Raw genomic sequence first — 26209 nt, forward strand, 5'->3', positions numbered from 1 at the left:
GGCGCTCTGTCGCGAGGTGGCGTATATTACGCTTTCCTCTTTCAGAGTCAACCCTGAATCTCAGGATTTTTTCTCTTTCGTTTTCTCGACTATCTCGCGAAGTGATTCACGTTGTCGGGTCAACGGAGGCGCATTATAGGGATCCCAATTTTTTGCACAAGTCTTTTTGCGATCTTTTTTTCTGAATGCTGTTTTTTCATTCTTTTCGCTGCGATCCCGTACGATCTGCTCAAATAATGGTGGGGGAAAGGGTTGCAGAAGGCCTTTCCTGCAATCAAAGTCATTATCTCGGCCTGTTTTTGATGAGGTAATTATGTCTACCGTTTTACGTCCTTATAAGGATCTGCGGCCCCAAATAGGCCAGCGGGTAATGATTGACGCCACCAGCGTGGTGATTGGTGACGTCAGAATCGCTGACGATGTGGGTATTTGGCCATTAGTCGTGATTCGCGGTGATGTGAATTATGTTGAGATCGGCGCACGCAGCAACATTCAAGACGGCAGCGTTCTGCATGTCACGCACAAATCCTCTTATAACCCTGAAGGCGATCCGCTGCTCATTGGTGAAGATGTTACTGTTGGGCATAAAGTGATGTTGCATGGCTGCGTTATTGGTAATCGTGTGCTCGTCGGCATGGGATCAATCTTGCTCGACGGGGCTATTGTTGAAGATGATGTGATGATCGGCGCAGGTAGCCTGGTCCCCCAAAGTAAACGTCTGGAAAGTGGCTATCTTTATCTGGGCAGTCCGGTAAAACAAATCCGCCCCCTGACGGAAGCGGAGCTTGAAGGGTTGAAGTACTCAGCCAGGAATTACGTGAAATGGAAAGATGAATATCTGGATCAAGATAACCAGACAATTCCCTGATCATCCTCTTCTTGCTGGCGGATCAAATGTTCCGCCTCATCTTCCAGATCCCAACGATGTTCACAAAATACCGCAAGAAAGTGTTCTGGCGTTTCGCCACCAAAGCGCTTTGCCAGTGTATCGCCTTTGATGGCGCAAGTAATTTGCATACCATTGACCAATGCCGGAAAGCAAACAGCACCGGTCGTATCATCCCACCCTTCGCGATCCGGAAACTGAATAGCCTGATTCATTTTGCCAGTTCCAGTTTCAGCAGATTGATTACCGGCTCAACATCCGGCAATACACCATGCCATAGCAACACCGCATGCGCAGCCTGCCCGACCAACATGCCTAAACCATCCGCACATTTTTTCGCACCTGAATTTTCACACCAACTCAGAAATGGCGTCGATCCTTTCTGATAAAACATGTCATAGCAATAAAGCTCGGGATGAATAAGCGCATTCGGTAACGCGGGGATCTCCCCACCAATCCCACTGGAAGTCGCGTTAATGATCAAATCGAATGCATGGCTCGCTAAATTATCCATAGCAACAGCATTAATGCTACCGGTGTGAGCAAAGAGCTTAGCCAGCATTTGCGCCTTAGAAAAAGTGCGGTTGGTAACCGTTACGGCGCAATCCAGCGACAGTAAAGGAAGAATAACGCCGCGCGCTGCCCCACCCGCGCCTATAAGCAGAATGCGCCCCCCCGGGCGGATAAAAGAGAGGCGTTCGAGATCGCTCAACAAGCCTATCCCATCCGTGTTATCGCCCAGCAATCGACCATCTTCAAGGCGTTTAAGCGTATTTACCGCCCCAGCCATCGCTGCGCGTTCAGTGAGTTCGTTCGCACGAGAAAACGCTTGCTCTTTAAAAGGCACGGTAACATTCGCACCTTTTCCACCAGCGGCAAAAAAAGCATCCAGCGTCTGCACAAAGCCATCCACCGGAGCCAGAACTCGACCATAAGAATGTTCAATACCCAGTTGCTGAGCAAATTGCTGATGAATAAACGGAGACTTGCTGTGCGCAATAGGATTGCCAAAGACGGCATAGGATTCCATACAGTTACCCCTGACGGAAAAGTTCGCCGGTAAGGGCGTCACGAATTTCAGAAGGATTTTGCCGGCCTCCGGTCGGGGCATCAACGACCGGGAAATCTGGACCAAATTGATCGATAACTTCCTGCGCTGTTCTGCAAGGCGGCAAGCCCGATAAATTAGCGCTCGTTGATACCAGCGGTTTTCCGTAAGCTTCACACAGCGCAATCACCGTTTGATGGTCGGTCACGCGCACGGCCAGCGAGTCAAAGCGCCCGGTTAGCCAGCGCGGCGTGTTCGGTTTCGCCGGGAAGACAAACGTTACCGGCCCGGGCCAGCAGGCAAAAATCGTCTGGCGTTGCTCGTCGGTCAGCATGCTGTCATCAATATAGGGTTTGAGTTGATCAAAACTGGCAGCGATAAGGATGAGGCCTTTATCAACCGGCCGTTGTTTTAGTTCAAGCAAGCGATGAACAGCAATCTCACTGTCCGGGTCGCAGCCGACACCGAAAACAGCTTCTGTTGGATAAGCGATGACGTGTTCTTTATTTAGGATCTCTACCGCCGCAGCGATAGGATCTGTTGGCAGGTTATTCTTCACGAGTTTGTTCCGCCGTTACCGGCTGTCCACATTGTTTACTGGCGCAGAAGCGTTTCACGCCTTGCGCGGTTTTCTTCTCGATAAGTAGCGGGTAGTGACATACAAGACATTCGCCCGCCACCGGTTTGAAATTAATAACGAACTGGCAATCAGGGTAACGATCGCAGGAATAAAACGTCTTACCATATCGGGAGCGGCGTTGAACAAGGCTCCCGCTTCGACACTGTGGGCAAGTGATTGCGGTATCGTCGGGCTTATCAATCATTTCGGTATGTTCACACTCAGGATACTGGCTGCACCCAATGAACATCCCGAAACGTCCCTGACGCAAGACTAGCGCGGCCCCACACACGGGGCACTGCTGCCCGTCCAGAACTTTAACTATATGTCCATCCGCCTGGCTTTTCAGCGGGCGAACATAATCGCATTCAGGATAATGAGAGCATCCGAGAAACGGACCATGTTTCCCGGAACGGATAACAAGTTCAGCCCCGCATTGTGGGCAGGGCTCATTATTACGCACCGAAAAGAGTGCTGATTTGGCCATAACGACTCTTGAAGCTGCAAAAATGATTAGTGCAGCATACCTTCATTCGCTTCAAAGAGTAATTCTTCCATTTGCTGGTAGGCGTTTTCACACCCAGGGATATTGAAGAGAACCATCAGAATGACCCATTTCAGGTCTTCTAACTCAAACTCTGCCGTATCCAGCGCCAGCACACGTTCAATCACCATTTCTCGCGTTTCGAGGTTTAGCACCTGAATCTGCTCCAGGAATAACAAGAATCCCCGGCAACTGGCATCCAGCCTTTCACACTCTTCAGCCGTATAAATACGGACAGAAAGCGGATCAGAAGCAAGCTGCATCGGTTCGGCGAGGCCTTCCTGATAATCAGCCAGTTTTTCCAGCCATAAAAGTGCGTTGTAGATGTCTTCACGATCAAATCCGGCGTCGGTAAGATCCCGTTCCAGTTTGTCCTGATCCACACGCAATTCCGCTTCGTTATGGATGTAAGTCTCAAACAAGTACATTAGTACGTCGAACATGGCTTGCCCTCCTCAATCGGACATAGCCGCCGGGTACAGCTGCGATCCATCCTGCTAACTCCAGTTCAAGCAACTGAGCTGCGATGACTGGCACAGGTTGGCCGGCACGTTCAGCGACGACGTCAACAGGTGTTACCTCATCTCCTACGTTAGCCAGGAGCTCAGGAAATGGCAATGCCACCTCTTCTTGATCTGGAGAATAAATTGCATTTTCGCGTACGTCAGGCAACCAATTCAGCCCATATTGCAAATTTTCGAGGATCTCATCAGCAGATGTTACCGGTATTGCCCCTTGCTTGATTAACCAATGTGGTCCTTCGCTGCCAGGGCTACCAATAGGGCCGGGTAATGCAAAAACATCACGGCCTTGTTCAAGCGCAATCCGCGCAGTCACCAGCGAACCGCTACGCAAAGCGGCTTCAACAACCAGTACCCCACGACTGAGGCCACTGATGATACGGTTGCGGCGCGGAAAATTACCCGGCTTTGGCGTAGCCGCGAGGGGAAATTCAGATACTAATGCACCACCACTTTCAATTACTTCAGCGGCAAGAGAAGCATGCTTACGCGGATAAAGGCTGTATAGACCATTCCCCAGTACACCAATACTGTTTCCTTTAACCTGTAAAGCAGCGTGGTGAGCCACGCTATCGATCCCCAACGCCATGCCACTGGTAATCGTTAACCCCGCACGGGCGAGTACTTCACAAAAAATCCGCCCCCACCGCTCGCCATACCATGAATGTGCACGGCTCCCGACAACGGCCAGTTGCTGTGTAGCCAGTACCGCTGGATTACCTTTGACAAAAATAGCACCGGGGAAATCAGTAATAGCGCGTAAAGGAGCAGGGTACGCCGGATCGCTGGCAATAATTAAATGATTACCGGGTTGTGCAAGCCAGTTAAGGCTCTTTTCAAGCTCACACGCAGAAAGAGAGAAAAAGCGCTGCGTCTGCGCTTCTGTAAATCCGATGAGCCGGAGTTCAGCGAAGGAGGCGTTATGGTTTTGTTCCAGCCACTGTGCTGCATTCAGCCATTGATCGCCACATAGCGTGGTCACCTGTAACAACCGCAGCCAAATCTCCGTGCTCGTCATCCTTTATCCCCTGCCATAAGCCGCTGTAGCAATCCTTGCGATTGGTCACTGATGCTGTCAATCGCGGGGGGATTTGTCTAGAATAGAGGGAATATTCTCACCAACTCCTGAACACGACTCTGGATATTTATGGCAGTTTTGCATGTGTTACATATTCCGGACGAGCGCCTTCGCAAAGTCGCCGAGCCGGTAAAAGAAGTGAATGCGGACATTCAACGTATCGTCGATGATATGTTTGAAACGATGTACGCAGAAGAAGGTATTGGTCTGGCAGCAACGCAGGTTGATATTCACCAGCGCATCATCGTGATCGACGTTTCCGAAAATCGCGATGAGCAATTAGTGTTGATTAACCCCGAACTGCTGGAAAAAAGCGGAGAAACAGGCATTGAAGAAGGTTGCCTGTCTATTCCGGAACAACGTGCGCTGGTACCTCGTGCTGAGAAGGTAAAAATCCGCGCACTGGATCGTGACGGAAAAACATTCGAACTGGAAGCCGACGGTCTTCTGGCGATCTGCATCCAGCACGAGATGGATCATTTGGTAGGTAAGCTGTTTATTGATTACCTGTCGCCGATGAAACGTCAGCGCATTCGCCAGAAAGTTGAAAAACTGGATCGCATGAACGCCCGCGCATAAAACGGGCTGAAAAGGATAAACGTGTCAGATTCTCTACGTATTATTTTCGCCGGCACTCCGGATTTTGCAGCGCGTCATCTTGACGCGCTGTTGTCTTCTGAGCATCAGGTGGTGGGGGTTTTCACCCAGCCAGACCGACCTGCTGGTCGCGGTAAAAAGCTGATGCCAAGCCCAGTAAAAGGGCTGGCGGAAGAAAAAGGCCTGCAGGTGTTTCAACCCGCATCGTTACGTGCAGAGGAAAACCAGCAGTTGGTTGCCAGCCTCAACGCCGATGTGATGGTGGTGGTGGCATACGGTCTGATCCTGCCAAAAGCAGTACTGGACATGCCGCGCCTGGGTTGTATTAATGTCCACGGTTCACTGCTACCACGCTGGCGTGGCGCGGCGCCTATTCAGCGCTCACTCTGGGCGGGCGATGCAGAAACTGGCGTCACTATCATGCAAATGGATGTGGGCTTGGATACTGGCGACATGTTGTTTAAACTCGCATGCCCGATTACCGAAGAAGACACCAGCGCCACGCTGTATGACAAACTGGCAGAGCTCGGTCCGCAGGGGTTAATTGCGACGCTGCAACAGCTTGCTCAGGGCACAGCACAACCTCAGGTGCAAGACGAAACGCAGGTCACTTACGCAGAGAAGCTCAGCAAAGAAGAAGCACGCCTGGACTGGTCGCTCAGCGCCGCCCAGCTTGAACGATGCATTCGTGCCTTCAATCCCTGGCCAATGAGCTGGTTTGTGGTTGATGAGCAACCGGTGAAGGTCTGGAAAGCGTCGGTTATTCCGTCTAAGCCAACAGAGAAACCCGGCACGATCGTGGAAACGTCGAAAGCGGGTATTCAGGTTGCAACTGCCGACGGAATATTGAATCTTGAATCACTGCAGCCTGCCGGTAAGAAAGCCATGAGCGCGCAGGATCTGCTGAATTCACGGCGGGAATGGTTTGTCCCTGGCAACCATCTGGCTTAAGAGCATTTCAGCCCGGCTTGCCGGGCATTTTTATTTTTATCGCGATGAAAAAACAAATAAATTTACGCAGTATGGCTGCACAGGCAGTTGAGCAGGTCATAGAACAAGGGCAATCGCTCAGCAATATCCTGCCGCCGTTGCAACAAAAAGTTTCCGACAAAGATAAAGCGCTGCTGCAAGAGTTGTGCTTTGGTGTTTTGCGCGTATTGCCCCAGCTCGACTGGCTCATCAATAAATTGATGTCACGCCCAATGACGGGCAAGCAGCGTACGGTGCACTATCTGATCATGGTTGGGTTTTATCAGCTTCTGCATACGCGCATCCCTGCACATGCTGCACTAGCGGAAACCGTTGAAGGTGCGGTGGTGATTAAGCGCCCGCAGCTTAAAGGCTTGATTAACGGTGTATTGCGGCAGTTCCAGCGTCAACAGGAAGAATTACTGTCAGAGTTCGCCCAAAGCGAAAATCATTTTCTGTTCCCGAAGTGGCTGTTAAACCGTGTGCAAAAGGCCTATCCACACCAATGGCAACAGATTGTCGAAGCCAGCAATCAGCGACCGCCGATGTGGCTGCGTGTGAATCGTCAGCACAATTCACGCGATAGCTGGTTAGTATTGCTGGAAGAAGCCGGGTTGCAAGGATTCCCACATACGGATTACCCCGATGCTGTGCGCATGGCAAGTCCGGCGCCTGTTACGGCTCTGCCGGGTTTTGCCGAGGGTTGGGTTACCGTACAGGACGCTTCTGCTCAGGGCTGCATTGCTTTCCTTACCCCAAAAAACGGTGAACGCATTCTCGATCTGTGTGCAGCGCCCGGTGGCAAAACCACCCATATACTCGAAGCTGCTCCAGAGGCTAACGTATTGGCGGTAGATATTGATGATCAACGGTTGTCGCGCGTTTACGACAACCTGAAACGACTGGGTATGAAAGCGCAAGTGAAACAGGGCGATGGACGTTTCCCAGAGCAATGGTGCGGTGATGAACAATTCGATCGTATCCTGCTGGATGCTCCATGCTCAGCAACGGGTGTTATTCGACGCCACCCAGATATCAAATGGCTGCGTCGCGATCGTGATATTCCGGAGCTAGCGCAGTTGCAATCGCAAATTCTGGATGCTATTTGGCCACATTTGAAACCAGGTGGTACGCTGGTGTATGCAACATGCTCCATCTTGCCAGAAGAGAACAGTCAGCAGGTCGCCGCCTTTCTCAAACGCACAACTGATGCGCAGTTGGACGAAACGGGTACACCGGAAAATCCAGGTTTGCAGAAGCTTCCTGGTGCGGAAGAAGGCGATGGTTTCTTTTACGCTAAGATAATTAAACAGTGATGGAAACAACGGGTCACAACAGATGAAAATAATTATTCTGGGTGCAGGGCAGGTTGGTGGAACGCTAGCAGAAAACCTGGTCGGAGAGAATAACGATATTACCGTTGTTGATACTAATGGCGACCGTCTGCGTAGTTTGCAGGACAAGTTCGATCTCCGCGTCGTACAAGGCCACGGTTCTCACCCCCGCGTGCTACGCGAAGCAGGCGCTGACGATGCCGACATGCTGGTTGCGGTGACCAGCTCGGATGAAACCAATATGGTTGCCTGTCAGGTCGCTTACTCGCTGTTTAACACACCGAACCGTATCGCCCGCATCCGCTCGCCAGATTACGTTCGCGACGCGGATAAGCTTTTTCACTCAGAAGCCGTTCCTATTGATCATCTGATCGCGCCGGAGCAATTGGTTATCGACAGTATTTACCGCCTCATCGAATATCCCGGCGCATTGCAGGTAGTGAATTTTGCCGAAGGCAAAGTCAGTCTTGCGGTGGTGAAAGCATATTATGGTGGCCCATTGGTTGGTAATGCGTTGTCAACAATGCGTGAACATATGCCGCATATTGATACTCGCGTTGCAGCCATTTTTCGCCACGACAGACCTATTCGTCCGCAAGGATCAACGATTGTTGAAGCAGGTGATGAGGTATTTTTTATTGCCGCATCGCAGCACATCCGTGCCGTTATGAGTGAACTTCAGCGGCTGGAAAAACCGTATAAACGCATTATGTTGGTTGGCGGTGGTAATATCGGTGCCGGTCTGGCTCGCCAGTTGGAAAAAGACTACAGCGTGAAGCTGATCGAGCGCGATCAACAACGTGCTGCGGAGTTGGCCGAGAAGCTGCAAAATACGATCGTTTTTTATGGCGACGCCTCAGATCAAGAATTACTGGCCGAAGAGCATATCGATCAGGTGGATCTCTTTATTGCTGTCACCAATGACGACGAAGCCAACATCATGTCTGCGATGTTAGCCAAACGGATGGGGGCCAAAAAAGTCATGGTGCTCATTCAGCGCCGCGCTTATGTCGATTTAGTTCAGGGCAGTGTGATTGATATCGCCATATCTCCTCAACAGGCGACGATTTCCGCTCTGCTTAGCCATGTGCGTAAAGCGGATATCGTTGGCGTTTCATCGTTACGTCGTGGTGTCGCAGAAGCGATTGAAGCGGTTGCACACGGAGACGAAACGACATCCCGCGTCGTCGGCCGCGTTATTGATGAAATTAAATTGCCGCCAGGCACAATTATCGGTGCAGTGGTGCGTGGAAATGATGTCATGATTGCCAATGATAATTTGCGTATCGAGCAAGGCGACCATGTGATTATGTTTTTAACGGACAAAAAATATATCACGGACGTCGAACGCCTATTCCAGCCAAGTCCATTCTTCCTGTAATAACCCAGGCGCAATTATCTGCGCCCGGGCATTATTCCCTTCTTTTGTCAGGGTTTAAGAAACCATCACAATCACTCTGCCCAAATGGAAATTGATCGGTAATTTGTTAGACTTAATGCGACAGTCTGCACATGGAGAAGGGATATGAGTATTTTGAAAGAGTTCCGTGAATTTGCAATGCGCGGAAATGTGGTGGATTTGGCAGTTGGTGTCATCATCGGTGCAGCTTTCGGCAAAATTGTGTCGTCGTTGGTTGCCGATATCATTATGCCGCCGCTGGGGTTATTAATTGGCGGGATAGATTTCAAGTCGTTTGCCTGGACGCTACGCGGCGCGCAGGGCGACGTTCCCGCTGTCGTCATGCACTACGGCGTGTTTATTCAGAACATCTTTGACTTCATCATTGTCGCTTTTGCGATTTTCATTGCGATTAAGCTGATCAATAAGCTGAAACGTAAGCAGGAAGAAGAACCGAAAGCACCACCGGCACCGAGTAAAGAGGAAGTGTTGCTGAGTGAAATTCGCGACTTGCTGAAAGAGCAAAACAATCGCAGCTAAGCAAATGCAAGAAGGCCAGTGGTAAATAAGCGATTCGCTTGCTTGCCACTGGCCTCCTGAAAGCCTTTATTTGCGTGTTTGCCTTTCCGTAAATAACTTCCTTTCCCTTTCTTGTTTTTCTCTATACGTTGGCGAAATAGTGGATCATGTAACAAAGCTTCAACAGCGTTATCGTTGATCTGCCCTTTAGTATGTTGATAGCGGCTCATAACGTCTCCAGATTGTGTATTAAAACGGCCGGAGTGTAGATCTCTCTGCGCAGAAGATCAACAGGCCATTGGGGTCGGGTTACCACTTGCTCCCAGTTCAAGCGCTTCGAGAATAGAACAATAAACGCTGCTATGGGCTGTACCACAACATGCATCGTTCAGTTTTTGCAACGAGCGACGCATGGATTGTAACTCTTCAATGCGAGCTTCAACCTCGCCCAGTCTAGCCTGCACAATACTCTTCGACTCCTGGCAGGTGTGATGTTCAGGATCAATACGGATCGATAACAGTTCACGGATTGATTCGAGGGTAAATCCTAATTGTCGGGCATGACGAATGAATTTGAGCCGTTGCAGATCCTTTTCCGTATAGAGACGAAACCCGCCTTCCGTCCTGACTTCATGATCCATCATTTGCTGTTTTTCATAGTAGCGGATCGTATCTGGCGTGACCTCTGCGAGTTTCGCTATTTCACCAATGCGGTACATGATTACTCCTCATTAATTTTTTGCTGTAGTTTAGCTGCATAATCACCTCGCAGAAAATCAGTACTTAATCCTGCCTGGCGGAGTTTCATTTCCAGTAATGACAAACGGCGATGCAATACCTGGAAATCTGGATGATCGTGCTGCACGCTATTGAGCAGATCGATAAGCATCACGGCTTCTTTACGGTATTCCAGTTCTGGGGGCAGGCAGCCCGCATTTTTCAGTAAGCGATACCCAGCGCGGAGCTCCGCAGGGACATGAGAATCATCATCCAACAACAACGGCTCACCGCTGCCGGGTAGATTATCAAATTCACCTTTTTGCTGAGCATTGAGAATATGGCGTTCTGCCCACTGATCAAGTAACCACATAACGGCTCACGAGGAAATGAACAAAAAAGATACATATATTGTATTGTAAGGAAGAGGTTGTAAAACTGATATAAAAAAACCCGCCGGAGCGGGTTTCTTTACGTTACTACAGATTACTCTGCAGCAGCTTCTGCTTTCGATTCAGAGCGATCAACCAGCTCGATGTATGCCATCGGCGCGTTGTCACCAGCACGGAAGCCACACTTCAGAATACGAGTGTAACCACCGGCACGGCTCGCGAAACGCGGGCCCAGCTCGTTAAACAGTTTTGCCACGATCTCGTTATCACGAGTGCGGGCGAATGCCAGACGACGATTAGCAACGCTATCCGTCTTGGCAAGAGTAATCAGCGGCTCAACTACGCGACGCAGCTCTTTCGCTTTCGGCAGGGTCGTCTTGATGATCTCATGACGAACCAGAGAACCTGCCATGTTACGGAACATGGCCTGGCGATGGCTGCTGTTGCGGTTCAGTTGACGACCACTCTTACGATGGCGCATGACCTTATCCTTCTCAGTAAAACCTTAACCTGTGATCCGGTTACTCGTCAGCAATGCTTGCCGGCGGCCAGTTTTCCAGGCGCATGCCCAGAGACAGACCGCGGGAGGCCAGCACGTCTTTAATCTCAGTAAGAGATTTTTTACCCAAGTTCGGCGTTTTCAGCAACTCAACCTCGGTACGCTGTACCAGATCACCGATATAGTGGATAGCTTCTGCCTTGAGGCAGTTAGCAGAGCGGACAGTCAATTCCAGATCGTCAACAGGGCGCAGCAGAATCGGATCGAATTCTGGTTTCTCTTCTTTAACTTCCGGCTGACGTACATCACGTAAATCAACGAAAGCTTCAAGTTGTTCAGCCAGAATGGTTGCCGCACGACGAATCGCCTCTTCAGGATCGATTGTGCCGTTGGTTTCCATTTCGATGACCAGCTTGTCCAGATCGGTACGCTGTTCAACACGTGCTGCTTCAACATTGTAGGCAATACGCTCTACAGGGCTGTAGCAGGCGTCAACGAGCAGACGGCCGATTGGGCGCTCATCTTCTTCCGAATGAATTCGGGCAGACGCCGGAACATAACCACGACCGCGCTGAACTTTGATACGCATATTGATAGATGCGTTCTCATCGGTCAGGTGGCAGATCACATGCTGCGGCTTGACGATTTCGACATCACCGTCGTGGGTAATGTCGGCTGCGGTCACAGGGCCAATGCCAGATTTATTCAGAGTAAGAATAACATCATCTTTACCCTGAACTCTCACCGCCAGCCCTTTCAGGTTGAGCAGGATTTCAAGGATATCTTCCTGAACGCCTTCTTTGGTGCTGTACTCATGAAGTACACCATCAATCTCAACCTCAGTCACCGCGCAACCCGGCATCGATGAGAGCAGAATACGGCGCAGTGCGTTACCCAGAGTATGGCCAAAGCCACGCTCTAAAGGCTCAAGGGTCACCTTGGCGTGCGTCGAACTCACTTGCTCGATATCTACCAGGCGCGGTTTTAGAAACTCTGTCACAGAACCCTGCATTGTGTCCTCTCTTTGGTACTAAGCTTTACTTGGAGTAAAGCTCGACGATCAGGTGTTCGTTAATGTCCGCAGACAGATCAGAACGCTCCGGCTTACGCTTGAACGTGCCTTCCATCTTGCCAGCATCAACTTCCAGCCAGGTTGGCTTTTCACGCTGCTCAGCCAGCTCCAGAGCGGCTTTCACGCGAGACTGCTTTTTCGCTTTCTCACGAATGCTAACAACGTCATTCGGACTAACCTGATAAGAAGCGATGTTAACAACACGACCGTTTACCATGATTGCTTTGTGGCTAACCAGCTGGCGTGCTTCAGCACGAGTGGCGCCGAAGCCCATACGGTATACAACGTTGTCCAGACGACCTTCCAGCAGACCCAACAGGTTTTCACCGGTGTTGCCTTTCAGACGTGCTGCTTCTTTGTAGTAGTTACGGAACTGACGCTCCAGCACACCGTAAATACGGCGAACTTTTTGCTTTTCACGCAACTGCACACCATAGTCAGACAGACGCGGTTTACGCGCACCGTGCTGGCCTGGAGCTTGTTCAATTTTACACTTGGTATCGATCGCGCGAACGCCAGACTTAAGGAACAGGTCTGTGCCCTCACGACGGCTCAGCTTGAGCTTAGGACCCAAATATCTTGCCATTTTCTTTCTCCAACAATCCTAGAAAACGAACGCGTTATACGCGACGTTTTTTCGGCGGACGACAACCGTTGTGAGGGATCGGAGTCACATCAGTAATATTAGTGATGCGGAAACCAGCGGCGTTCAGAGCACGAATAGTAGATTCGCGTCCCGGACCCGGTCCCTTAACCATAACTTCCAGATTCTTGATACCGTATTCTTTTACGGCTTCAGCGCAACGCTCTGCTGCAACCTGAGCTGCAAACGGAGTGGATTTGCGAGAACCACGGAAACCGGAACCACCGGCTGTTGCCCAACCCAGTGCGTTACCCTGACGATCAGTAATAGTAACGATGGTGTTGTTGAAAGAAGCATGGATATGAGCCACGCCGTCAGAGACTTGTTTTCTTACACGTTTACGTGCGCGAATTGGTGCCTTTGCCATTATTCAATCACCCCGATTATTTCTTGATCGGTTTGCGCGGACCCTTACGGGTACGTGCGTTGGTCTTGGTACGCTGACCGCGAACCGGGAGACCACGACGATGACGCAAACCGCGATAGCAACCAAGATCCATCAGGCGCTTGATGCTCATGCTAACTTCACGGCGCAGATCACCTTCAACGACAAATTTGGCAACTTCGTCACGCAGCGTGTCGATTTGTTCTTCAGACAGCTCACTGATCTTAACATTTTCAGCGATGCCCGCAGCAGCCAGAATGGCTTGGGAGCGGGTTTTACCGACGCCATAGATCGAAGTTAACGCGATCACAGCATGTTTCTGATCAGGAATGTTAATGCCTGCTATACGGGCCACTATGCACTCCTATAATTTTACTTGCACGCACCATGCTGAAAAGCCCGTTTTCAGGATACTCAAATGGATACGTACAGACATACAAAAGATTGGCTGGCTAATCTAGCCAGCTCAACCCAACTTTGCAAGAAAAATATGCGAAATAATCAGCCTTGGCGCTGTTTATGTTTCGGCTCGGCACTGCAAATCACGCGGATGACGCCATCACGTTTAACGATTTTGCAGTTACGGCATAATTTCTTGACGGAAGCACGAACTTTCATTTTTACTCTCCGTAACTTCTCGGGCGACCATTAACGGCCATAGCCTTTCAGGTTCGCCTTCTTCAAGGCAGACTCATACTGACTGGACATCATCAGAGTTTGCACTTGAGCCATAAAGTCCATAATCACGACAACAACGATAAGCAGCGAAGTCCCACCAAAGTAGAACGGCACTTTCATCGCATCACGCATGAACTCCGGGATCAGGCAGATAAAAGTAATATAAAGCGCACCAACTAAAGTCAGGCGTGTCATTACTTTATCGATATACTTCGCCGTTTGCTCTCCCGGCCGAATTCCTGGTACAAATGCACCGGACTTCTTCAGGTTATCTGCTGTTTCTCGCGGGTTGAAAACCAACGCCGTATAGAAGAAACAGAAGAAGATGATTGCAGACGCATAGAGTAACACATAAAGCGGTTGCCCAGGCTGCAAATACAGCGAAATTGTTGTCAGCCAGTTCCAACCAGTACCGCCCCCAAACCATGACGCGATGGTTGCAGGGAACAGAATAATACTGGAAGCGAAGATTGCCGGGATTACCCCCGCCATATTCACTTTCAGCGGTAAATGTGTGCTCTGAGCAGCATAGACACGACGACCTTGCTGACGTTTTGCATAGTTCACCACAATGCGGCGTTGACCACGTTCAACAAAAACAACAAAGAACGTCACTGCGAATACTAATACTGCAACCAACAGCAACAGGAGGAAGTGCAGGTCGCCTTGACGCGCTTGCTCGATAGTATGGGCAATGGCTGGCGGAAGACCCGCCACAATGCCGGCAAAGATAATGATCGAGATACCGTTGCCGATACCGCGCTCAGTAATCTGTTCACCGAGCCACATCAGGAACATAGTTCCCGTAACCAGACTCACAACAGCAGTGAAGTAGAATGCAAAGCCTGGGTTCATAACCAGACCTTGCATACCAGGCATATTCGGTAAACCGGTAGCAATACCGATCGACTGGAATATCGCCAACACCAGAGTGCCGTAGCGGGTGTACTGGCTAATCTTGCGACGACCAGACTCCCCTTCTTTCTTCAGCTCTGCCAAGGCCGGATGAACGACCGTCAACAGCTGGATAATAATTGATGCCGAAATATACGGCATGATACCCAATGCAAAAATAGAAGCACGGCTAAGGGCACCACCAGAGAACATGTTAAACATCTCAATGATGGTGCCACGCTGTTGCTCAAGCAGTTTGGCAAGTACAGCGGCATCAATACCAGGGATCGGAATAAAAGAGCCAATACGGAACACAATCAACGCACCGATAACAAACAGCAGTCTGCGTTTCAGTTCGCCAATTCCACCCTTGGCACTTTGAAAATCTAATCCCGGTTGCTTAGCCATCTGCTACTTATTCCTCAATTTTACCGCCAGCAGCTTCGATAGCAGCACGAGCGCCTTTCGTCACACGCAGGCCACGAACAGTTACCGGACGAGCTACTTCACCAGCCAGGATCACTTTCGCGAACTCGATCTGGATGCCGATAATGTTAGCCGCTTTAAGCGTGTTCAGGTCAACTACGTCGCCTTCTACTTTAGCCAGATCGGACAGACGAATCTCTGCCGTAATCATTGCCTTGCGAGAAGTGAAACCGAATTTCGGCAGACGACGATACAGTGGCATCTGGCCACCCTCGAAACCGCGACGTACGCCACCGCCAGAACGAGAGTTCTGACCTTTGTGACCACGACCACCGGTTTTACCGAGGCCAGAACCGATACCACGACCCAGGCGTTTACCCGCCTTTTTGGAGCCTTCGGCCGGAGACAGAGTATTTAAACGCATCTCTTACTCCTCAACTTTAACCATGAAGGAAACCGCGTTGACCATACCGCGAACCGCAGGAGTATCCTCACGTTCAACAGTATGACCAATACGACGCAGACCCAGGCCAAGCAGCGTTGCCTTGTGTTTCGGCAGACGACCGATTGCACTGCGGGTTTGGGTGATTTTAATAGTCTTTGCCATGGTCAATTACCCCAGAATTTCTTCAACGGATTTACCACGCTTGGCAGCGACCATTTCCGGGGATTTCATATTTTCCAGGCCATCAATAGTTGCACGAACCACGTTAATCGGGTTGGTGGAACCATATGCTTTAGCCAGAACGTTATGAACCCCAGCGACTTCCAGAACGGCGCGCATTGCACCACCGGCAATAATACCGGTACCTTCGGAAGCCGGCTGCATGAATACACGAGAACCCGTGTGAGTACCCTTAACCGGGTGCTGCAGGGTGCCGTGGTTCAGCGCGACGTTAATCATATTGCGACGGGCTTTTTCCATCGCTTTCTGGATCGCTGCCGGAACTTCGCGGGCTTTACCGTAACCAAAACCAACGCGACCGTTACCATCGCCAACAACAGTCAGAGCTGTGAAGGAGAAAATACGACCACCTTTTACGGTTTTAGATACGCGGTTTACCGCGATCAGCTTTTCCTGCAGTTCGCCAGCTTGTTTTTCGATGTGAGCCATCTTACACCTCTACCTTAGAACTGAAGGCCAGCTTCACGGGCAGCATCTGCCAGTGCCTGGACGCGACCATGATATTGGAACCCGGAACGGTCAAAGGAAACATCTTTGATGCCTTTTTCCAGAGCGCGTTCAGCTACAGCTTTACCCACAGCTGCGGCCGCGTCTTTGTTACCGGTGTACTTCAGTTGTTCAGAGATAGCTTTTTCTACAGTAGAAGCAGCTACCAGAACTTCAGAACCATTCGATGCGATTACCTGGGCGTAGATATGACGCGGGGTACGATGTACCACCAGGCGAGTCGCACCAAGCTCTTTGAGCTTGCGGCGTGCGCGGGTCGCACGACGGATACGAGCAGATTTCTTATCCATAGTGTTACCTTACTTCTTCTTAGCCTCTTTGGTACGCACGACTTCGTCGGCGTAACGAACACCCTTGCCTTTGTAAGGCTCAGGACGACGGTAGGCGCGCAGATCTGCTGCAACCTGGCCAATCACCTGCTTATCCGCGCCTTTCAGCACGATTTCAGTCTGTGACGGACATTCTGCAGTGATACCGGCCGGCAGTTGATGATCAACAGGATGAGAAAAACCCAGAGCCAGGTTTACTACATTCCCTTTGACCGCTGCGCGGTAACCTACACCAACCAGCTGCAGCTTCTTAGTGAAGCCTTCGGTAACACCGATAACCATTGAGTTCAGCAGGGCACGCGCGGTACCAGCCTGAGCCCAACCGTCTGCGTAACCATCACGCGGACCGAAAGTCAGAGCATTGTCTGCTTGGTTAACTACAACAGCATCGTTGAGAGTACGAGTCAGCTCGCCGTTTTTACCTTTGATCGTGATAACCTGACCGTTGATTTTTACGTCAACGCCGGCAGGAATAACGACCGGTGCTTTAGCAACACGAGACATTTTTTCCTCCGATTAGGCTACGTAGCAGATAATTTCGCCACCAAGACCAGCCTGGCGCGCTGCACGATCAGTCATAACACCTTTAGAGGTAGAAATAACTGCGATACCCATACCACCCATAACTTTCGGCAGCTCATCTTTTTTCTTATAGATGCGCAGACCTGGGCGGCTGATACGCTGAATGCTTTCTACCACAGCTTTACCCTGGAAGTATTTAAGAGTCACTTCCAGTTCCGGCTTGGTGTCGCCTTCAATTTTAAAATCTTCAATAAAACCTTCTTCCTTCAGCACGTTGGCAATTGCCACTTTCAGCCTGGAGGAAGGCATGGTGACCGCAGCTTTGTTCGCGGCCTGACCGTTACGGATACGGGTCAGCATATCCGCGATCGGATCTTGCATGCTCATCTGTCTTTACTCCCGTGATTCAATTGGTGACAATTACCAGCTAGCCTTTTTCAGACCCGGGATTTCACCGCGCATAGCGGATTCACGGACCTTAATACGGCTCAACCCGAACTTCCGCAGGAAACCGTGCGGACGACCAGTTTGGCGGCAGCGGTTACGCTGACGAGACGGGCTGGAATCACGCGGCAGACTCTGCAGCTTGAGAACAGCATTCCAACGATCTTCGTCGGAAGCGTTCACATCAGAAATGATCGCTTTCAGTTCAGCGCGTTTCGCGAAGTATTTTTCAGCTAAAGCTACGCGTTTAACTTCGCGTGCTTTCATTGATTGCTTAGCCATGAAGTAACCCTACCTTACTTGCGGAACGGGAAGTCAAAGGCAGCCAGCAGAGCACGGCCTTCTTCGTCAGATTTCGCAGTAGTGGTAATGGTAATATCCAAACCACGCACGCGGTCGACTTTATCGTAGTCGATTTCTGGGAAGATGATCTGCTCACGGACACCCATGCTGTAGTTACCACGACCGTCGAAAGACTTAGCGGACAAGCCACGGAAGTCACGGATACGCGGTACAGCAATAGTGATCAGGCGCTCAAAGAACTCCCACATGCGTTCGCCACGCAGAGTCACTTTACAGCCGATCGGATAGCCCTGACGGATTTTGAAGCCCGCAACAGATTTGCGCGCTTTGGTGATCAACGGTTTTTGACCGGAGATTGCTGCCAGGTCAGCTGCTGCGTTATCCAGCAGTTTCTTGTCAGCGATCGCTTCACCAACACCCATATTCAGGGTGATCTTCTCGACCCGAGGGACTTGCATGACAGAATTGTAGCTAAACTCAGTCATGAGTTTCTTAACTACTTCGTCTTTGTAGTAATCATGCAGTTTCGCCATCGTACTACTCCAAATTACTTGATAGTTTCGCTGTTAGATTTAAAGAAACGGACTTTTTTGCCGTCTTCGAATCTAAAGCCTACACGGTCGGCCTTGCCGGTTGCCGCATTGAAGAGCGCAACGTTAGAAACCTGAATTGCAGCTTCTTTTTCAACGATGCCACCCGGTTGATTCAGGGCCGGAACCGGCTTCTGATGTTTCTTAACCAGGTTGATACCTTCAACAATGATCTTGCCGGAAGACAGAACATTTTTTACTTTACCGCGCTTACCTTTATCTTTACCGGTTAACACGATAACTTCGTCATCACGACGGATTTTCGCTGCCATGATTCGCTCCTTAGAGTACTTCTGGTGCCAGAGAGATAATTTTCATGAACTTCTCGTTACGAAGTTCACGAGTTACCGGCCCAAAAATACGCGTACCGATAGGTTGCTCGCTGTTATTGTTCAAAATAACGCATGCATTACCATCGAAGCGAATGACAGAACCGTCCGGGCGACGAACACCCTTCTTGGTGCGCACCACTACCGCCTTCAGCACATCACCTTTTTTGACCTTGCCACGCGGAATCGCTTCCTTGATGGTGATCTTGATGATGTCGCCTACGCCTGCGTAGCGACGGTGCGAGCCACCCAGAACCTTGATACACATTACGCGACGTGCACCGGAGTTGTCGGCGACGTTCAGCATAGTCTGTTCTTGGATCATTTCAGTGCTCCGCTAATGTCAACTACTACTGAAGACCCTAAAATCAGGGTCGATAAAAAGCCCCATATCGGGGGCGCAGCATTATAACACCGCTTCCTTGATATGGGTAGAAAAAATAAACGGCCCATCGCTGAGCCGTTTATTCGTTTGAGAACGCGTACTCTATTACAGAATCGCTTTCTCTACAACGCGAACCAGCGTCCAGGACTTAGTCTTGGACAGCGGACGGCATTCGCGGATTTCAACCACGTCGCCAGTACCGCATTCGTTGTTCTCGTCATGTACGTGCAGTTTAGTCGTACGTTTGATGAATTTACCGTAGATCGGGTGTTTCACGAAACGTTCGATAGCTACAACAATGGATTTCTCCATTTTGTCGCTAACAACACGACCTTGCAGAGTACGGATTTTATCGGTCATTACGCACCCGCCTTCTCAGTCAGTAAAGTCTTAACGCGTGCGACATTACGACGCACTTGCTTCAACAGGTGAGTCTGTTGCAGCTGGCCACTTGCAGCCTGCATACGCAGGTTGAACTGCTCGCGCAGCAGGTTAAGCAGCTCGGTGTTCAGCTCTTCAACGCTCTTTTCACGCAGCTCTTTTGCTTTCATTACATCACCGTCTTAGTTACAAAGGTGGTTTTAATCGGCAGTTTTGCTGCTGCCAGCTCGAAGGCTTCACGGGCCAGCTCTTCCGGAACACCGTCCATTTCGTACAGGACTTTACCCGGCTGAATCAAGGCAACCCAATACTCTACGTTACCTTTACCTTTACCCATACGAACTTCCAGCGGCTTCTCGGTGATCGGTTTGTCCGGGAATACACGGATCCAGATCTTACCCTGACGCTTAACAGCACGAGTCATAGCACGACGTGCCGCTTCGATCTGACGAGCGGTCAGACGACCACGGCCAACAGCTTTCAGACCGTAAGTGCCGAAGCTCACATCCGTGCCCTGCGCGAGACCACGGTTGCGGCCTTTGTGCACTTTACGGAATTTTGTACGCTTTGGTTGTAACATCAGCGACGCTCCTTATTTACGGCCTTTACGCTGCTGCTTTTTAGGTTGAGCAGCCGGTTTTTCCGGTTGTTCAACTGCAGCCATACCACCAAGGATCTCGCCTTTGAAGATCCACACTTTTACGCCGATTACACCGTAAGTGGTGTGCGCTTCGGAGGTGTTGTAGTCGATGTCAGCACGCAGAGTGTGCAGCGGAACGCGACCTTCACGGTACCATTCAGTACGTGCGATTTCCGCGCCGCCCAGACGGCCGCTAACTTCAACTTTGATACCTTTAGCGCCCAGACGCATTGCGTTCTGTACAGCACGCTTCATAGCACGACGGAACATAACACGACGTTCCAGCTGAGAAGTGATGCTGTCAGCAACCAATTTTGCGTCCAGTTCAGGTTTACGAACTTCGGCGATATTGATCTGAGCAGGAACGCCAGCGATATCCGCTACGACCTTGCGCAGTTTCTCAACGTCTTCACCTTTTTTACCGATAACGATACCCGGGCGAGCAGTGTGAATGGTCACACGGATGCTCTTAGCCGGACGCTCGATAACGATACGAGATACAGACGCTTTAGCCAGTTCCTTAGTCAGGTACTGACGTACTTTAAAATCGCTGTCCAGGTTGTCAGCGAATTCTTTGGTGTTCGCAAACCAGGTTGAGTTCCATGGTTTTACAATACCCAGGCGAATACCATTAGGATGTACTTTCTGACCCATTGCTAGTCTCCAGAGTCTCAGCGATCGGACACAACCACAGTGATGTGGCTGGTGCGCTTCAGGATGCGATCTGCACGACCTTTCGCACGCGGCATAACGCGCTTCATGCTCGGGCCTTCGTCTACGAAAATTTTCGTAACTTTCAGATCGTCAATGTCAGCGCCATCGTTGTGTTCAGCGTTAGCAATGGCAGATTCCAGAACTTTCTTGACCAGTACAGCCGCTTTCTTATTGGTGTAGGTCAGAATATCCAGGGCCTGCGACACTTTCTTACCGCGAATCAGGTCAGCAACAAGGCGAACCTTCTGAGCAGAAGAACGAGCATGGCGATGTTGAGCTAAAGTTTCCATCTCTTCCTCCTACCTTATTTCTTCTTCGCTTTTTTATCAGCAGCGTGGCCGCGATAAGTACGAGTCGGTGCGAATTCACCCAGTTTGTGACCGACCATTTCGTCGGAAACAAATACCGGAACGTGCTGACGACCATTATGGACAGCGATGGTCAAACCGATCATGTTAGGAAAGATCGTTGAACGACGGGACCAAGTGCGCAGGGGCTTCTTGTCTCCGCTTTCCACCGCTTTCTCTACCTTCTTCAGCAAGTGCAGGTCAATAAAAGGACCTTTCTTGAGAGAACGTGGCATGGCTTATCCTCTAAAATTATTTGCTACGGCGACGTACGATGAATTTATCAGTACGCTTGTTGCTGCGGGTCTTCTTACCTTTGGTCTGAACGCCCCACGGGGTTACCGGGTGCTTACCAAAGTTACGACCTTCACCACCACCATGTGGGTGGTCGACTGGGTTCATCGCAGTACCGCGAACGGTAGGACGAACACCACGCCAGCGTGCAGCACCTGCTTTACCCAGAACGCGCAGCATATGCTCAGCATTGCCAACTTCGCCCAGAGTCGCACGGCATTCTGCTTCGACTTTACGCATTTCACCAGAACGCAGACGCAGGGTGACATAAGCACCATCGCGAGCAACGATCTGAACGTAAGTACCAGCGGAACGAGCCAGCTGACCGCCTTTACCTGGTTTCATTTCTACGTTATGAACGGTAGAACCAACCGGGATATTGCGCATCGGCAGGGTGTTACCTGCTTTGATTGCAGCATCAACGCCAGATTGAATCTGGTCGCCAGCTTTCAGGCCTTTAGGGGCCAGGATGTAACGGCGTTCGCCATCTTTGTACAGAACCAGCGCGATGTTCGCGGAACGGTTCGGATCGTACTCAAGACGCTCAACAACTGCCGGGATACCATCTTTGTTGCGTTTGAAGTCAACAATACGGTAAGCCTGCTTGTGGCCACCACCGATATGACGAGTGGTGATACGGCCATTGTTGTTACGACCACCGGATTTGCTGTTTTTTTCCAGCAACGGAGCAAAAGGTTTGCCCTTGTGCAGCTCAGGGTTAACCACTTTAACAACGTGGCGACGACCCGGAGATGTCGGTTTACATTTAACAACTGCCATTGTATTACTCCTCCGACTTACTCAGCGCCGCCAACGAAGTCCAGATTCTGGCCTTCTTTCAGGGTGACGTAAGCTTTTTTCCAGTCGCTACGACGACCGATACGCTGTCCGTGACGTTTAACTTTCCCTTTAACTACCAGGGTGTTAACGACTTCGACTTCGACTTCAAACAGTTTCTGCACAGCAGCTTTGATTTCTGCTTTGGTCGCGTCTTTAGCAACTTTGAGAACGATGGTATTTGTTTTTTCCATCGCAGTAGACGCTTTTTCAGAAACGTGCGGTGCGCGCAGCACCTTCAGCAGACGTTCTTCACGAATCATGCCAGCATCTCCTCAACTTGCTTAACAGCATCAGCAGTCATTACGACTTTGTCGAAGGCGATCAGGCTAACCGGGTCGATACCAGTCGCATCGCGAACATCAACCTTGTGCAGGTTGCGCGCGGCCAGGAACAGGTTTTCGTCCAGCTCACCGGTGATGATCAGCACATCTTCCAGAGCCATGTCTTTCAGTTTCTGAGCAAGCAGCTTGGTTTTCGGTGCTTCAACAGAGAACTGCTCGACAACGATCAGACGATCCTGACGTACCAGTTCGGACAGGATGCTTTTCAGCGCGCCGCGGTACATCTTTTTGTTAACTTTTTGACTGTGGTCCTGCGGACGCGCAGCGAAGGTCACGCCACCAGAACGCCAGATCGGGCTCTTGATAGAACCAGAACGAGCACGACCGGTGCCTTTCTGGCGCCACGGTTTTTTACCGGAACCAGTTACTTCAGCACGGGTCTTCTGAGCACGAGTACCCTGACGAGCACCAGCTGCATAAGCTACAACAACCTGGTGTACCAGCGCTTCGTTAAAGTCACGACCGAAGGTAGTTTCGGAAACAGTCAGCGCGCTCTGCGCGTCTTTCAATACTAATTCCATTGCTATCTCCTCACGCCTTCACAGCTGGTTTAACGATCAGGTCGCTACCGGTTGCACCCGGGACAGCACCTTTAACCAGCAGCAGGTTGCGCTCAGCGTCAACACGTACTACGTCCAGGCTCTGAACGGTTACGCGCTCATTACCCAGCTGACCTGCCATTTTCTTGCCCTTAAACACTTTGCCCGGAGTCTGGTTCTGACCAATAGAACCCGGAACGCGGTGAGACAGGGAGTTACCGTGGGTAGCGTCCTGGGTACGGAAGTTCCAGCGCTTAACGGTACCTGCGAAACCTTTACCTTTAGAGGTGCCAGTTACGTCAACTTTTTTAACTTCAGCAAACAGCTCAACGCTAATGTCCTGACCCACGGTGAATTCTTCGCCGTCAGCCAGACGGAATTCCCACAGACCACGGCCAGCTTCAACGCCAGCTTTGGCGAAGTGACCCGCTTCCGGTTTGGTTACACGGTTAGCTTTTTTAGCACCGGTGGTAACCTGAATTGCGCGGTAGCCATCGTTAGCCAGGTCTTTAACCTGAGTAACGCGGTTTGCTTCAACTTCGATTACGGTTACTGGGATAGATACGCCATCTTCAGTGAAGATGCGGGTCATGCCCACTTTTTTACCGACTAAACCAATCATTGTTTCAACCTCTCAATCGCTCGATGACCTGATTAACCCAGGCTGATCTGCACGTCTACACCGGCAGCCAGGTCCAGACGCATCAGAGCATCAACGGTTTTTTCGGTTGGCTCAACGATGTCAACCAGACGCTTGTGAGTGCGGATTTCGTACTGATCGCGCGCGTCTTTGTTAACGTGCGGGGAGATCAGAACGGTGAAGCGCTCTTTGCGGGTCGGCAGCGGGATCGGACCACGGACTTGCGCACCAGTGCGCTTAGCAGTCTCGACGATTTCCGCGGTTGATTGATCGATCAGACGATGATCAAACGCTTTAAGACGGATACGGATTCTTTGGTTCTGCATGAGACCAGAGCTCCAATTATTTATAGACGAAAATAATTACTCCTCACACCCATTACGATTGATGGGGGAGTGTAATCGTTCTTACGTAGCCCCCCGATTGGGGGCATTGTAACGGCTAAACAACACCGTTGTGGTTCAGATTGAACCCGCCGTCATTTACGACAAGCCCGCGCATTATACGTAAATCTGAGCCAGACGCAAGCAGAGTTTAGAAATTAAGCAGTGCTGCGAGCATGCTCGCAGGGTAAACGTAACAGCAATAAAGCAGCGATATTTCTCACGAACGGCTACGCAACATCAGCAATAGTTAATTGGCGTTCACACAGCAATTTCGCATTCTGTATGCCACCAGTTACTGACTTATATGGCAGGACACCGTGTTTTTTCTCGCTGTTTATCTGTTACTCAATCTGATGCTTGTCTGGTACGACATTCGTACCGGGTTACTGCCAGATCGGTTCACCTGTCCTCTTCTTTGGGCGGGACTAATTTGGCACTGCTTCGCAAATGCTGAACTATTGCAGCAGGCGGTCATAGGCGCGGCGGCAGGTTACATGGGATTTGCTGTTATTTATTGGGGCTACAAAACATTGCGCGGACAGGAAGGGCTCGGCTACGGTGATGTAAAATATCTTTCAGCTCTCGGTGCCTGGCATGGCTGGCAGAATTTACCAGGACTGGTTTTTTTAGCCGCCTTATTTGCTTGCAGTATGGTAAGTGTTAACGCACTCAGATTACGCAGTTTGCAGGCATTAAAAAACCCACTGCCTTTCGGGCCATTTCTGGCGGCAGCGGGTTTACTGACGGGATACCATTCAGTGATTACAACTGCTATTCCACTTTGATTTGCGACTGGAGATAGTTCTGAAGGCCAATTTTGCTTATTAGATCCAGTTCTGTTTCCAGCCAATCAATATGATGCTCTTCCTCGGCAAGAATCTTGATCATCATGTCGCGGCTAACGTAGTCATGGACGCTATCTGCATAAGCGATGGCTTCGCGCAAATCCTTCGCGCCTTCCAGTTCCAACCTGAGATCGGATTGCAGCATCTCTTCAACATCTTCACCAATCCCAAGTTTGCCCAAATCCTGCAAATTAGGGATACCTTCAAGAAACAAAATACGCTCAATGTAAAGATCGGCGTGTTTCATTTCATCAATAGATTCATGGTATTCGACATCGTTGAGGCGCGTCAGCCCCCAATTTTTGAACATTCTCGCGTGGAGAAAGTATTGGTTTATTGCGACAAGCTCATTTCCCAATAATTTATTGAGATAATTTATGATTTTAACATCACCTTTCATTATGTAGTCCCTCCGCTTCCACTCATTGAAGCGTAGATGGGGCTACAAGGATGTCAAAAAAAAGATAAGGGCTCAGGCAATCTCTTTGTATTCCGGCATCTGGGTAAGTTCGTCTTGCATGATCTCTCTTGCTGCGCGAACACATTTACCACACTGATTTCCAACCGGAACAAACTTGCGGAGCTGCTGAAATGATTGCGGATGAAACTGGCGCACTGCCTGGCGAATTTTTTTATCACTCACACCATTACACAAACAAACGTACATGATCACTCCCGTTCAATTTCTGCGCAAAGTGTAAATGAGAATGGTTGCGATTACAATAGCCCAACTGTAAAGCTGCTCGCTCGCAGCGGGGCTTAATTTCCAACAAATATTTCGACCGTAAATAGCGAGCAGCAAAAAGGGCGCCGAAGCGCCCTCTTTCAATTCAAAGCTAATTAATTAGCTCAGAACTTTTGCTACAACGCCCGCGCCAACGGTACGGCCGCCTTCACGGATTGCGAAACGCAGACCATCGTCCATCGC

General features: G+C 50.3%; 47 protein-coding genes. 7 read left to right on the plus strand and 40 right to left on the minus strand.

Features of this window, described 5'->3' with window-relative positions; translation table 11 throughout:
• The first annotated feature begins 313 nt into the window (after positions 1–313).
• Entirely contained in the window at positions 314–868 is a 555-nt protein-coding gene (locus tag ACFX4O_RS23815; protein WP_380211701.1) for a gamma carbonic anhydrase family protein, read from the plus strand.
• Here the strand turns inward: ACFX4O_RS23815 and ACFX4O_RS23820 are convergent.
• Genes ACFX4O_RS23820 through dprA form a run of 6 tightly spaced genes read right to left on the minus strand, consistent with a single transcriptional unit; the run spans position 844 to position 4636 of the window.
• Positions 844–1101, minus strand: coding sequence for a DUF1488 domain-containing protein (locus ACFX4O_RS23820; protein ID WP_131413677.1), 258 nt, complete (start codon positions 1099–1101; stop codon positions 844–846). The genes ACFX4O_RS23815 and ACFX4O_RS23820 overlap by 25 nt on opposite strands.
• Entirely contained in the window at positions 1098–1916 is an 819-nt protein-coding gene (gene aroE, locus ACFX4O_RS23825; protein ID WP_380211703.1) for a shikimate dehydrogenase, read from the minus strand. The genes ACFX4O_RS23820 and aroE overlap by 4 nt, the downstream gene beginning before the upstream one ends.
• A 4-nt stretch (positions 1917–1920) precedes the next feature.
• Complete coding sequence (gene tsaC / locus ACFX4O_RS23830) at positions 1921–2493, minus strand: L-threonylcarbamoyladenylate synthase type 1 TsaC (protein WP_380211705.1); 573 nt, start codon at positions 2491–2493, stop codon at positions 1921–1923.
• The gene (locus ACFX4O_RS23835; RefSeq protein WP_175274522.1) at positions 2483–3040 is read right to left on the minus strand and encodes a type I DNA topoisomerase; all 558 of its coding nucleotides are present in this window, start codon (positions 3038–3040) and stop codon (positions 2483–2485) included. The genes tsaC and ACFX4O_RS23835 overlap by 11 nt, the downstream gene beginning before the upstream one ends.
• Positions 3041–3066: 26 nt before the next feature.
• Entirely contained in the window at positions 3067–3540 is a 474-nt protein-coding gene (smg, locus tag ACFX4O_RS23840; RefSeq protein WP_017460081.1) for a DUF494 family protein Smg, read from the minus strand.
• Entirely contained in the window at positions 3512–4636 is a 1125-nt protein-coding gene (dprA, locus tag ACFX4O_RS23845; protein WP_380211708.1) for a DNA-protecting protein DprA, read from the minus strand. Before dprA ends, smg begins: the two co-directional genes overlap by 29 nt.
• A 129-nt stretch (positions 4637–4765) precedes the next feature.
• Here dprA and def point away from each other — a divergent pair, with 129 nt between their 5' ends.
• The 5 genes from def to mscL all read left to right on the plus strand — a co-directional run bounded on the left by def (position 4766) and on the right by mscL (position 9535).
• A complete protein-coding gene (gene def / locus ACFX4O_RS23850) occupies positions 4766–5275 on the plus strand; it encodes a peptide deformylase (protein ID WP_007369833.1) in 510 nt (169 codons plus the stop codon).
• A 21-nt stretch (positions 5276–5296) separates the two neighbouring features.
• Complete coding sequence (fmt, locus tag ACFX4O_RS23855) at positions 5297–6244, plus strand: methionyl-tRNA formyltransferase (RefSeq protein WP_380211710.1); 948 nt, start codon at positions 5297–5299, stop codon at positions 6242–6244.
• A 44-nt stretch (positions 6245–6288) separates the two neighbouring features.
• Positions 6289–7578: a 16S rRNA (cytosine(967)-C(5))-methyltransferase RsmB gene (rsmB, locus tag ACFX4O_RS23860; RefSeq protein WP_131413683.1), complete on the plus strand. Its 1290-nt coding sequence runs from the start codon at positions 6289–6291 to the stop codon at positions 7576–7578.
• A 22-nt stretch (positions 7579–7600) separates the two neighbouring features.
• Positions 7601–8977, plus strand: coding sequence for a Trk system potassium transporter TrkA (trkA, locus tag ACFX4O_RS23865; protein ID WP_007369830.1), 1377 nt, complete (start codon positions 7601–7603; stop codon positions 8975–8977).
• A gap of 144 nt (positions 8978–9121) precedes the next feature.
• The gene (gene mscL, locus ACFX4O_RS23870; protein ID WP_131413685.1) at positions 9122–9535 is read left to right on the plus strand and encodes a large-conductance mechanosensitive channel protein MscL; all 414 of its coding nucleotides are present in this window, start codon (positions 9122–9124) and stop codon (positions 9533–9535) included.
• Here mscL and ACFX4O_RS23875 read toward each other — a convergent pair.
• From ACFX4O_RS23875 to rpsJ, 31 genes are all read right to left on the minus strand, one after another.
• A complete protein-coding gene (locus ACFX4O_RS23875) occupies positions 9532–9744 on the minus strand; it encodes an alternative ribosome-rescue factor A (protein WP_131413686.1) in 213 nt (70 codons plus the stop codon). The genes mscL and ACFX4O_RS23875 overlap by 4 nt on opposite strands.
• Before the next feature lie 57 nt (positions 9745–9801).
• Positions 9802–10233: a Zn(2+)-responsive transcriptional regulator gene (gene zntR / locus ACFX4O_RS23880; RefSeq protein WP_131413687.1), complete on the minus strand. Its 432-nt coding sequence runs from the start codon at positions 10231–10233 to the stop codon at positions 9802–9804.
• A 2-nt stretch (positions 10234–10235) separates the two neighbouring features.
• Positions 10236–10604 carry a DUF1992 domain-containing protein gene (locus ACFX4O_RS23885; RefSeq protein ID WP_131413688.1) on the minus strand — a complete coding sequence of 123 codons (369 nt, stop codon included), beginning with the start codon at positions 10602–10604 and terminating at the stop codon, positions 10236–10238.
• A gap of 113 nt (positions 10605–10717) precedes the next feature.
• Entirely contained in the window at positions 10718–11104 is a 387-nt protein-coding gene (rplQ, locus tag ACFX4O_RS23890) for a 50S ribosomal protein L17 (protein WP_001216372.1), read from the minus strand.
• Positions 11105–11144: 40 nt separating this feature from the next.
• Complete coding sequence (locus tag ACFX4O_RS23895) at positions 11145–12134, minus strand: DNA-directed RNA polymerase subunit alpha (protein ID WP_007369825.1); 990 nt, start codon at positions 12132–12134, stop codon at positions 11145–11147.
• A gap of 25 nt (positions 12135–12159) precedes the next feature.
• Positions 12160–12780: a 30S ribosomal protein S4 gene (rpsD, locus tag ACFX4O_RS23900; protein ID WP_003031138.1), complete on the minus strand. Its 621-nt coding sequence runs from the start codon at positions 12778–12780 to the stop codon at positions 12160–12162.
• 34 nt (positions 12781–12814) lie between these two features.
• Positions 12815–13204: a 30S ribosomal protein S11 gene (gene rpsK / locus ACFX4O_RS23905; RefSeq protein WP_002919257.1), complete on the minus strand. Its 390-nt coding sequence runs from the start codon at positions 13202–13204 to the stop codon at positions 12815–12817.
• 16 nt (positions 13205–13220) lie between these two features.
• Positions 13221–13577 carry a 30S ribosomal protein S13 gene (gene rpsM / locus ACFX4O_RS23910; RefSeq protein ID WP_023479435.1) on the minus strand — a complete coding sequence of 119 codons (357 nt, stop codon included), beginning with the start codon at positions 13575–13577 and terminating at the stop codon, positions 13221–13223.
• A gap of 146 nt (positions 13578–13723) precedes the next feature.
• A complete protein-coding gene (gene rpmJ, locus ACFX4O_RS23915) occupies positions 13724–13840 on the minus strand; it encodes a 50S ribosomal protein L36 (protein ID WP_000868187.1) in 117 nt (38 codons plus the stop codon).
• Positions 13841–13870: 30 nt separating this feature from the next.
• Entirely contained in the window at positions 13871–15202 is a 1332-nt protein-coding gene (gene secY, locus ACFX4O_RS23920) for a preprotein translocase subunit SecY (RefSeq protein ID WP_007369823.1), read from the minus strand.
• 7 nt (positions 15203–15209) lie between these two features.
• Positions 15210–15644 carry a 50S ribosomal protein L15 gene (gene rplO / locus ACFX4O_RS23925; RefSeq protein ID WP_131413689.1) on the minus strand — a complete coding sequence of 145 codons (435 nt, stop codon included), beginning with the start codon at positions 15642–15644 and terminating at the stop codon, positions 15210–15212.
• 3 nt (positions 15645–15647) lie between these two features.
• Positions 15648–15827 carry a 50S ribosomal protein L30 gene (gene rpmD, locus ACFX4O_RS23930; protein WP_001140434.1) on the minus strand — a complete coding sequence of 60 codons (180 nt, stop codon included), beginning with the start codon at positions 15825–15827 and terminating at the stop codon, positions 15648–15650.
• 6 nt (positions 15828–15833) lie between these two features.
• Positions 15834–16334, minus strand: coding sequence for a 30S ribosomal protein S5 (gene rpsE, locus ACFX4O_RS23935; RefSeq protein WP_007369821.1), 501 nt, complete (start codon positions 16332–16334; stop codon positions 15834–15836).
• Between the two features lie 14 nt (positions 16335–16348).
• Positions 16349–16702, minus strand: a complete 354-nt coding sequence (gene rplR, locus ACFX4O_RS23940; protein ID WP_017460073.1) for a 50S ribosomal protein L18 — start codon at positions 16700–16702, stop codon at positions 16349–16351.
• Between the two features lie 9 nt (positions 16703–16711).
• Positions 16712–17245 carry a 50S ribosomal protein L6 gene (rplF, locus tag ACFX4O_RS23945; protein ID WP_017460072.1) on the minus strand — a complete coding sequence of 178 codons (534 nt, stop codon included), beginning with the start codon at positions 17243–17245 and terminating at the stop codon, positions 16712–16714.
• Between the two features lie 12 nt (positions 17246–17257).
• Entirely contained in the window at positions 17258–17650 is a 393-nt protein-coding gene (gene rpsH, locus ACFX4O_RS23950) for a 30S ribosomal protein S8 (RefSeq protein WP_039054673.1), read from the minus strand.
• Between the two features lie 33 nt (positions 17651–17683).
• Positions 17684–17989, minus strand: coding sequence for a 30S ribosomal protein S14 (rpsN, locus tag ACFX4O_RS23955; protein WP_007369817.1), 306 nt, complete (start codon positions 17987–17989; stop codon positions 17684–17686).
• A gap of 14 nt (positions 17990–18003) precedes the next feature.
• Positions 18004–18543, minus strand: coding sequence for a 50S ribosomal protein L5 (gene rplE / locus ACFX4O_RS23960; protein ID WP_074780829.1), 540 nt, complete (start codon positions 18541–18543; stop codon positions 18004–18006).
• A gap of 14 nt (positions 18544–18557) precedes the next feature.
• Complete coding sequence (rplX, locus tag ACFX4O_RS23965; RefSeq protein WP_016538464.1) at positions 18558–18872, minus strand: 50S ribosomal protein L24; 315 nt, start codon at positions 18870–18872, stop codon at positions 18558–18560.
• Positions 18873–18882: 10 nt separating this feature from the next.
• On the minus strand, positions 18883–19254 hold the full coding sequence (gene rplN, locus ACFX4O_RS23970) for a 50S ribosomal protein L14 (RefSeq protein ID WP_000613954.1): 372 nt from the start codon (positions 19252–19254) through the stop codon (positions 18883–18885).
• Between the two features lie 165 nt (positions 19255–19419).
• Positions 19420–19674 (minus strand): 30S ribosomal protein S17, encoded by a 255-nt coding sequence (rpsQ, locus tag ACFX4O_RS23975; RefSeq protein ID WP_017460070.1) that lies wholly within the window; start codon positions 19672–19674, stop codon positions 19420–19422.
• Positions 19674–19865 (minus strand): 50S ribosomal protein L29, encoded by a 192-nt coding sequence (rpmC, locus tag ACFX4O_RS23980; RefSeq protein WP_024549500.1) that lies wholly within the window; start codon positions 19863–19865, stop codon positions 19674–19676. Before rpmC ends, rpsQ begins: the two co-directional genes overlap by 1 nt.
• On the minus strand, positions 19865–20275 hold the full coding sequence (rplP, locus tag ACFX4O_RS23985) for a 50S ribosomal protein L16 (RefSeq protein ID WP_007369814.1): 411 nt from the start codon (positions 20273–20275) through the stop codon (positions 19865–19867). Before rplP ends, rpmC begins: the two co-directional genes overlap by 1 nt.
• Before the next feature lie 12 nt (positions 20276–20287).
• Positions 20288–20989: a 30S ribosomal protein S3 gene (gene rpsC, locus ACFX4O_RS23990; RefSeq protein ID WP_000529945.1), complete on the minus strand. Its 702-nt coding sequence runs from the start codon at positions 20987–20989 to the stop codon at positions 20288–20290.
• Between the two features lie 17 nt (positions 20990–21006).
• A complete protein-coding gene (rplV, locus tag ACFX4O_RS23995) occupies positions 21007–21339 on the minus strand; it encodes a 50S ribosomal protein L22 (protein ID WP_074780819.1) in 333 nt (110 codons plus the stop codon).
• A 14-nt stretch (positions 21340–21353) separates the two neighbouring features.
• Positions 21354–21632 carry a 30S ribosomal protein S19 gene (rpsS, locus tag ACFX4O_RS24000; RefSeq protein ID WP_001138115.1) on the minus strand — a complete coding sequence of 93 codons (279 nt, stop codon included), beginning with the start codon at positions 21630–21632 and terminating at the stop codon, positions 21354–21356.
• Positions 21633–21648: 16 nt separating this feature from the next.
• Positions 21649–22470 (minus strand): 50S ribosomal protein L2, encoded by an 822-nt coding sequence (gene rplB / locus ACFX4O_RS24005; RefSeq protein ID WP_007369812.1) that lies wholly within the window; start codon positions 22468–22470, stop codon positions 21649–21651.
• A 17-nt stretch (positions 22471–22487) separates the two neighbouring features.
• The gene (gene rplW, locus ACFX4O_RS24010; protein ID WP_000617546.1) at positions 22488–22790 is read right to left on the minus strand and encodes a 50S ribosomal protein L23; all 303 of its coding nucleotides are present in this window, start codon (positions 22788–22790) and stop codon (positions 22488–22490) included.
• Positions 22787–23392: a 50S ribosomal protein L4 gene (rplD, locus tag ACFX4O_RS24015; protein ID WP_007369811.1), complete on the minus strand. Its 606-nt coding sequence runs from the start codon at positions 23390–23392 to the stop codon at positions 22787–22789. Before rplD ends, rplW begins: the two co-directional genes overlap by 4 nt.
• Before the next feature lie 10 nt (positions 23393–23402).
• Positions 23403–24032: a 50S ribosomal protein L3 gene (rplC, locus tag ACFX4O_RS24020; RefSeq protein WP_017460069.1), complete on the minus strand. Its 630-nt coding sequence runs from the start codon at positions 24030–24032 to the stop codon at positions 23403–23405.
• Between the two features lie 32 nt (positions 24033–24064).
• Positions 24065–24376, minus strand: coding sequence for a 30S ribosomal protein S10 (gene rpsJ / locus ACFX4O_RS24025; RefSeq protein WP_001181005.1), 312 nt, complete (start codon positions 24374–24376; stop codon positions 24065–24067).
• Positions 24377–24753: 377 nt separating this feature from the next.
• Here rpsJ and ACFX4O_RS24030 point away from each other — a divergent pair, with 377 nt between their 5' ends.
• The gene (locus ACFX4O_RS24030) at positions 24754–25221 is read left to right on the plus strand and encodes an A24 family peptidase (RefSeq protein WP_131413690.1); all 468 of its coding nucleotides are present in this window, start codon (positions 24754–24756) and stop codon (positions 25219–25221) included.
• Here the strand turns inward: ACFX4O_RS24030 and bfr are convergent.
• The 3 genes from bfr to ACFX4O_RS24045 all read right to left on the minus strand — a co-directional run.
• A complete protein-coding gene (gene bfr / locus ACFX4O_RS24035) occupies positions 25208–25681 on the minus strand; it encodes a bacterioferritin (RefSeq protein ID WP_131413691.1) in 474 nt (157 codons plus the stop codon). The two genes, ACFX4O_RS24030 and bfr, sit on opposite strands and share 14 nt — an antisense overlap.
• 72 nt (positions 25682–25753) lie before the next feature.
• Positions 25754–25948, minus strand: coding sequence for a bacterioferritin-associated ferredoxin (gene bfd, locus ACFX4O_RS24040; RefSeq protein ID WP_017460066.1), 195 nt, complete (start codon positions 25946–25948; stop codon positions 25754–25756).
• 177 nt (positions 25949–26125) lie between these two features.
• The coding region (locus tag ACFX4O_RS24045) for a hypothetical protein (protein WP_000740161.1) at positions 26126–26209 on the minus strand (84 nt) is incomplete at its 5' end.

Source organism: Kosakonia sp. YIM B13571 (genome assembly GCF_042788095.1).
Lineage (GTDB): Bacteria > Pseudomonadota > Gammaproteobacteria > Enterobacterales > Enterobacteriaceae > Kosakonia > Kosakonia quasisacchari.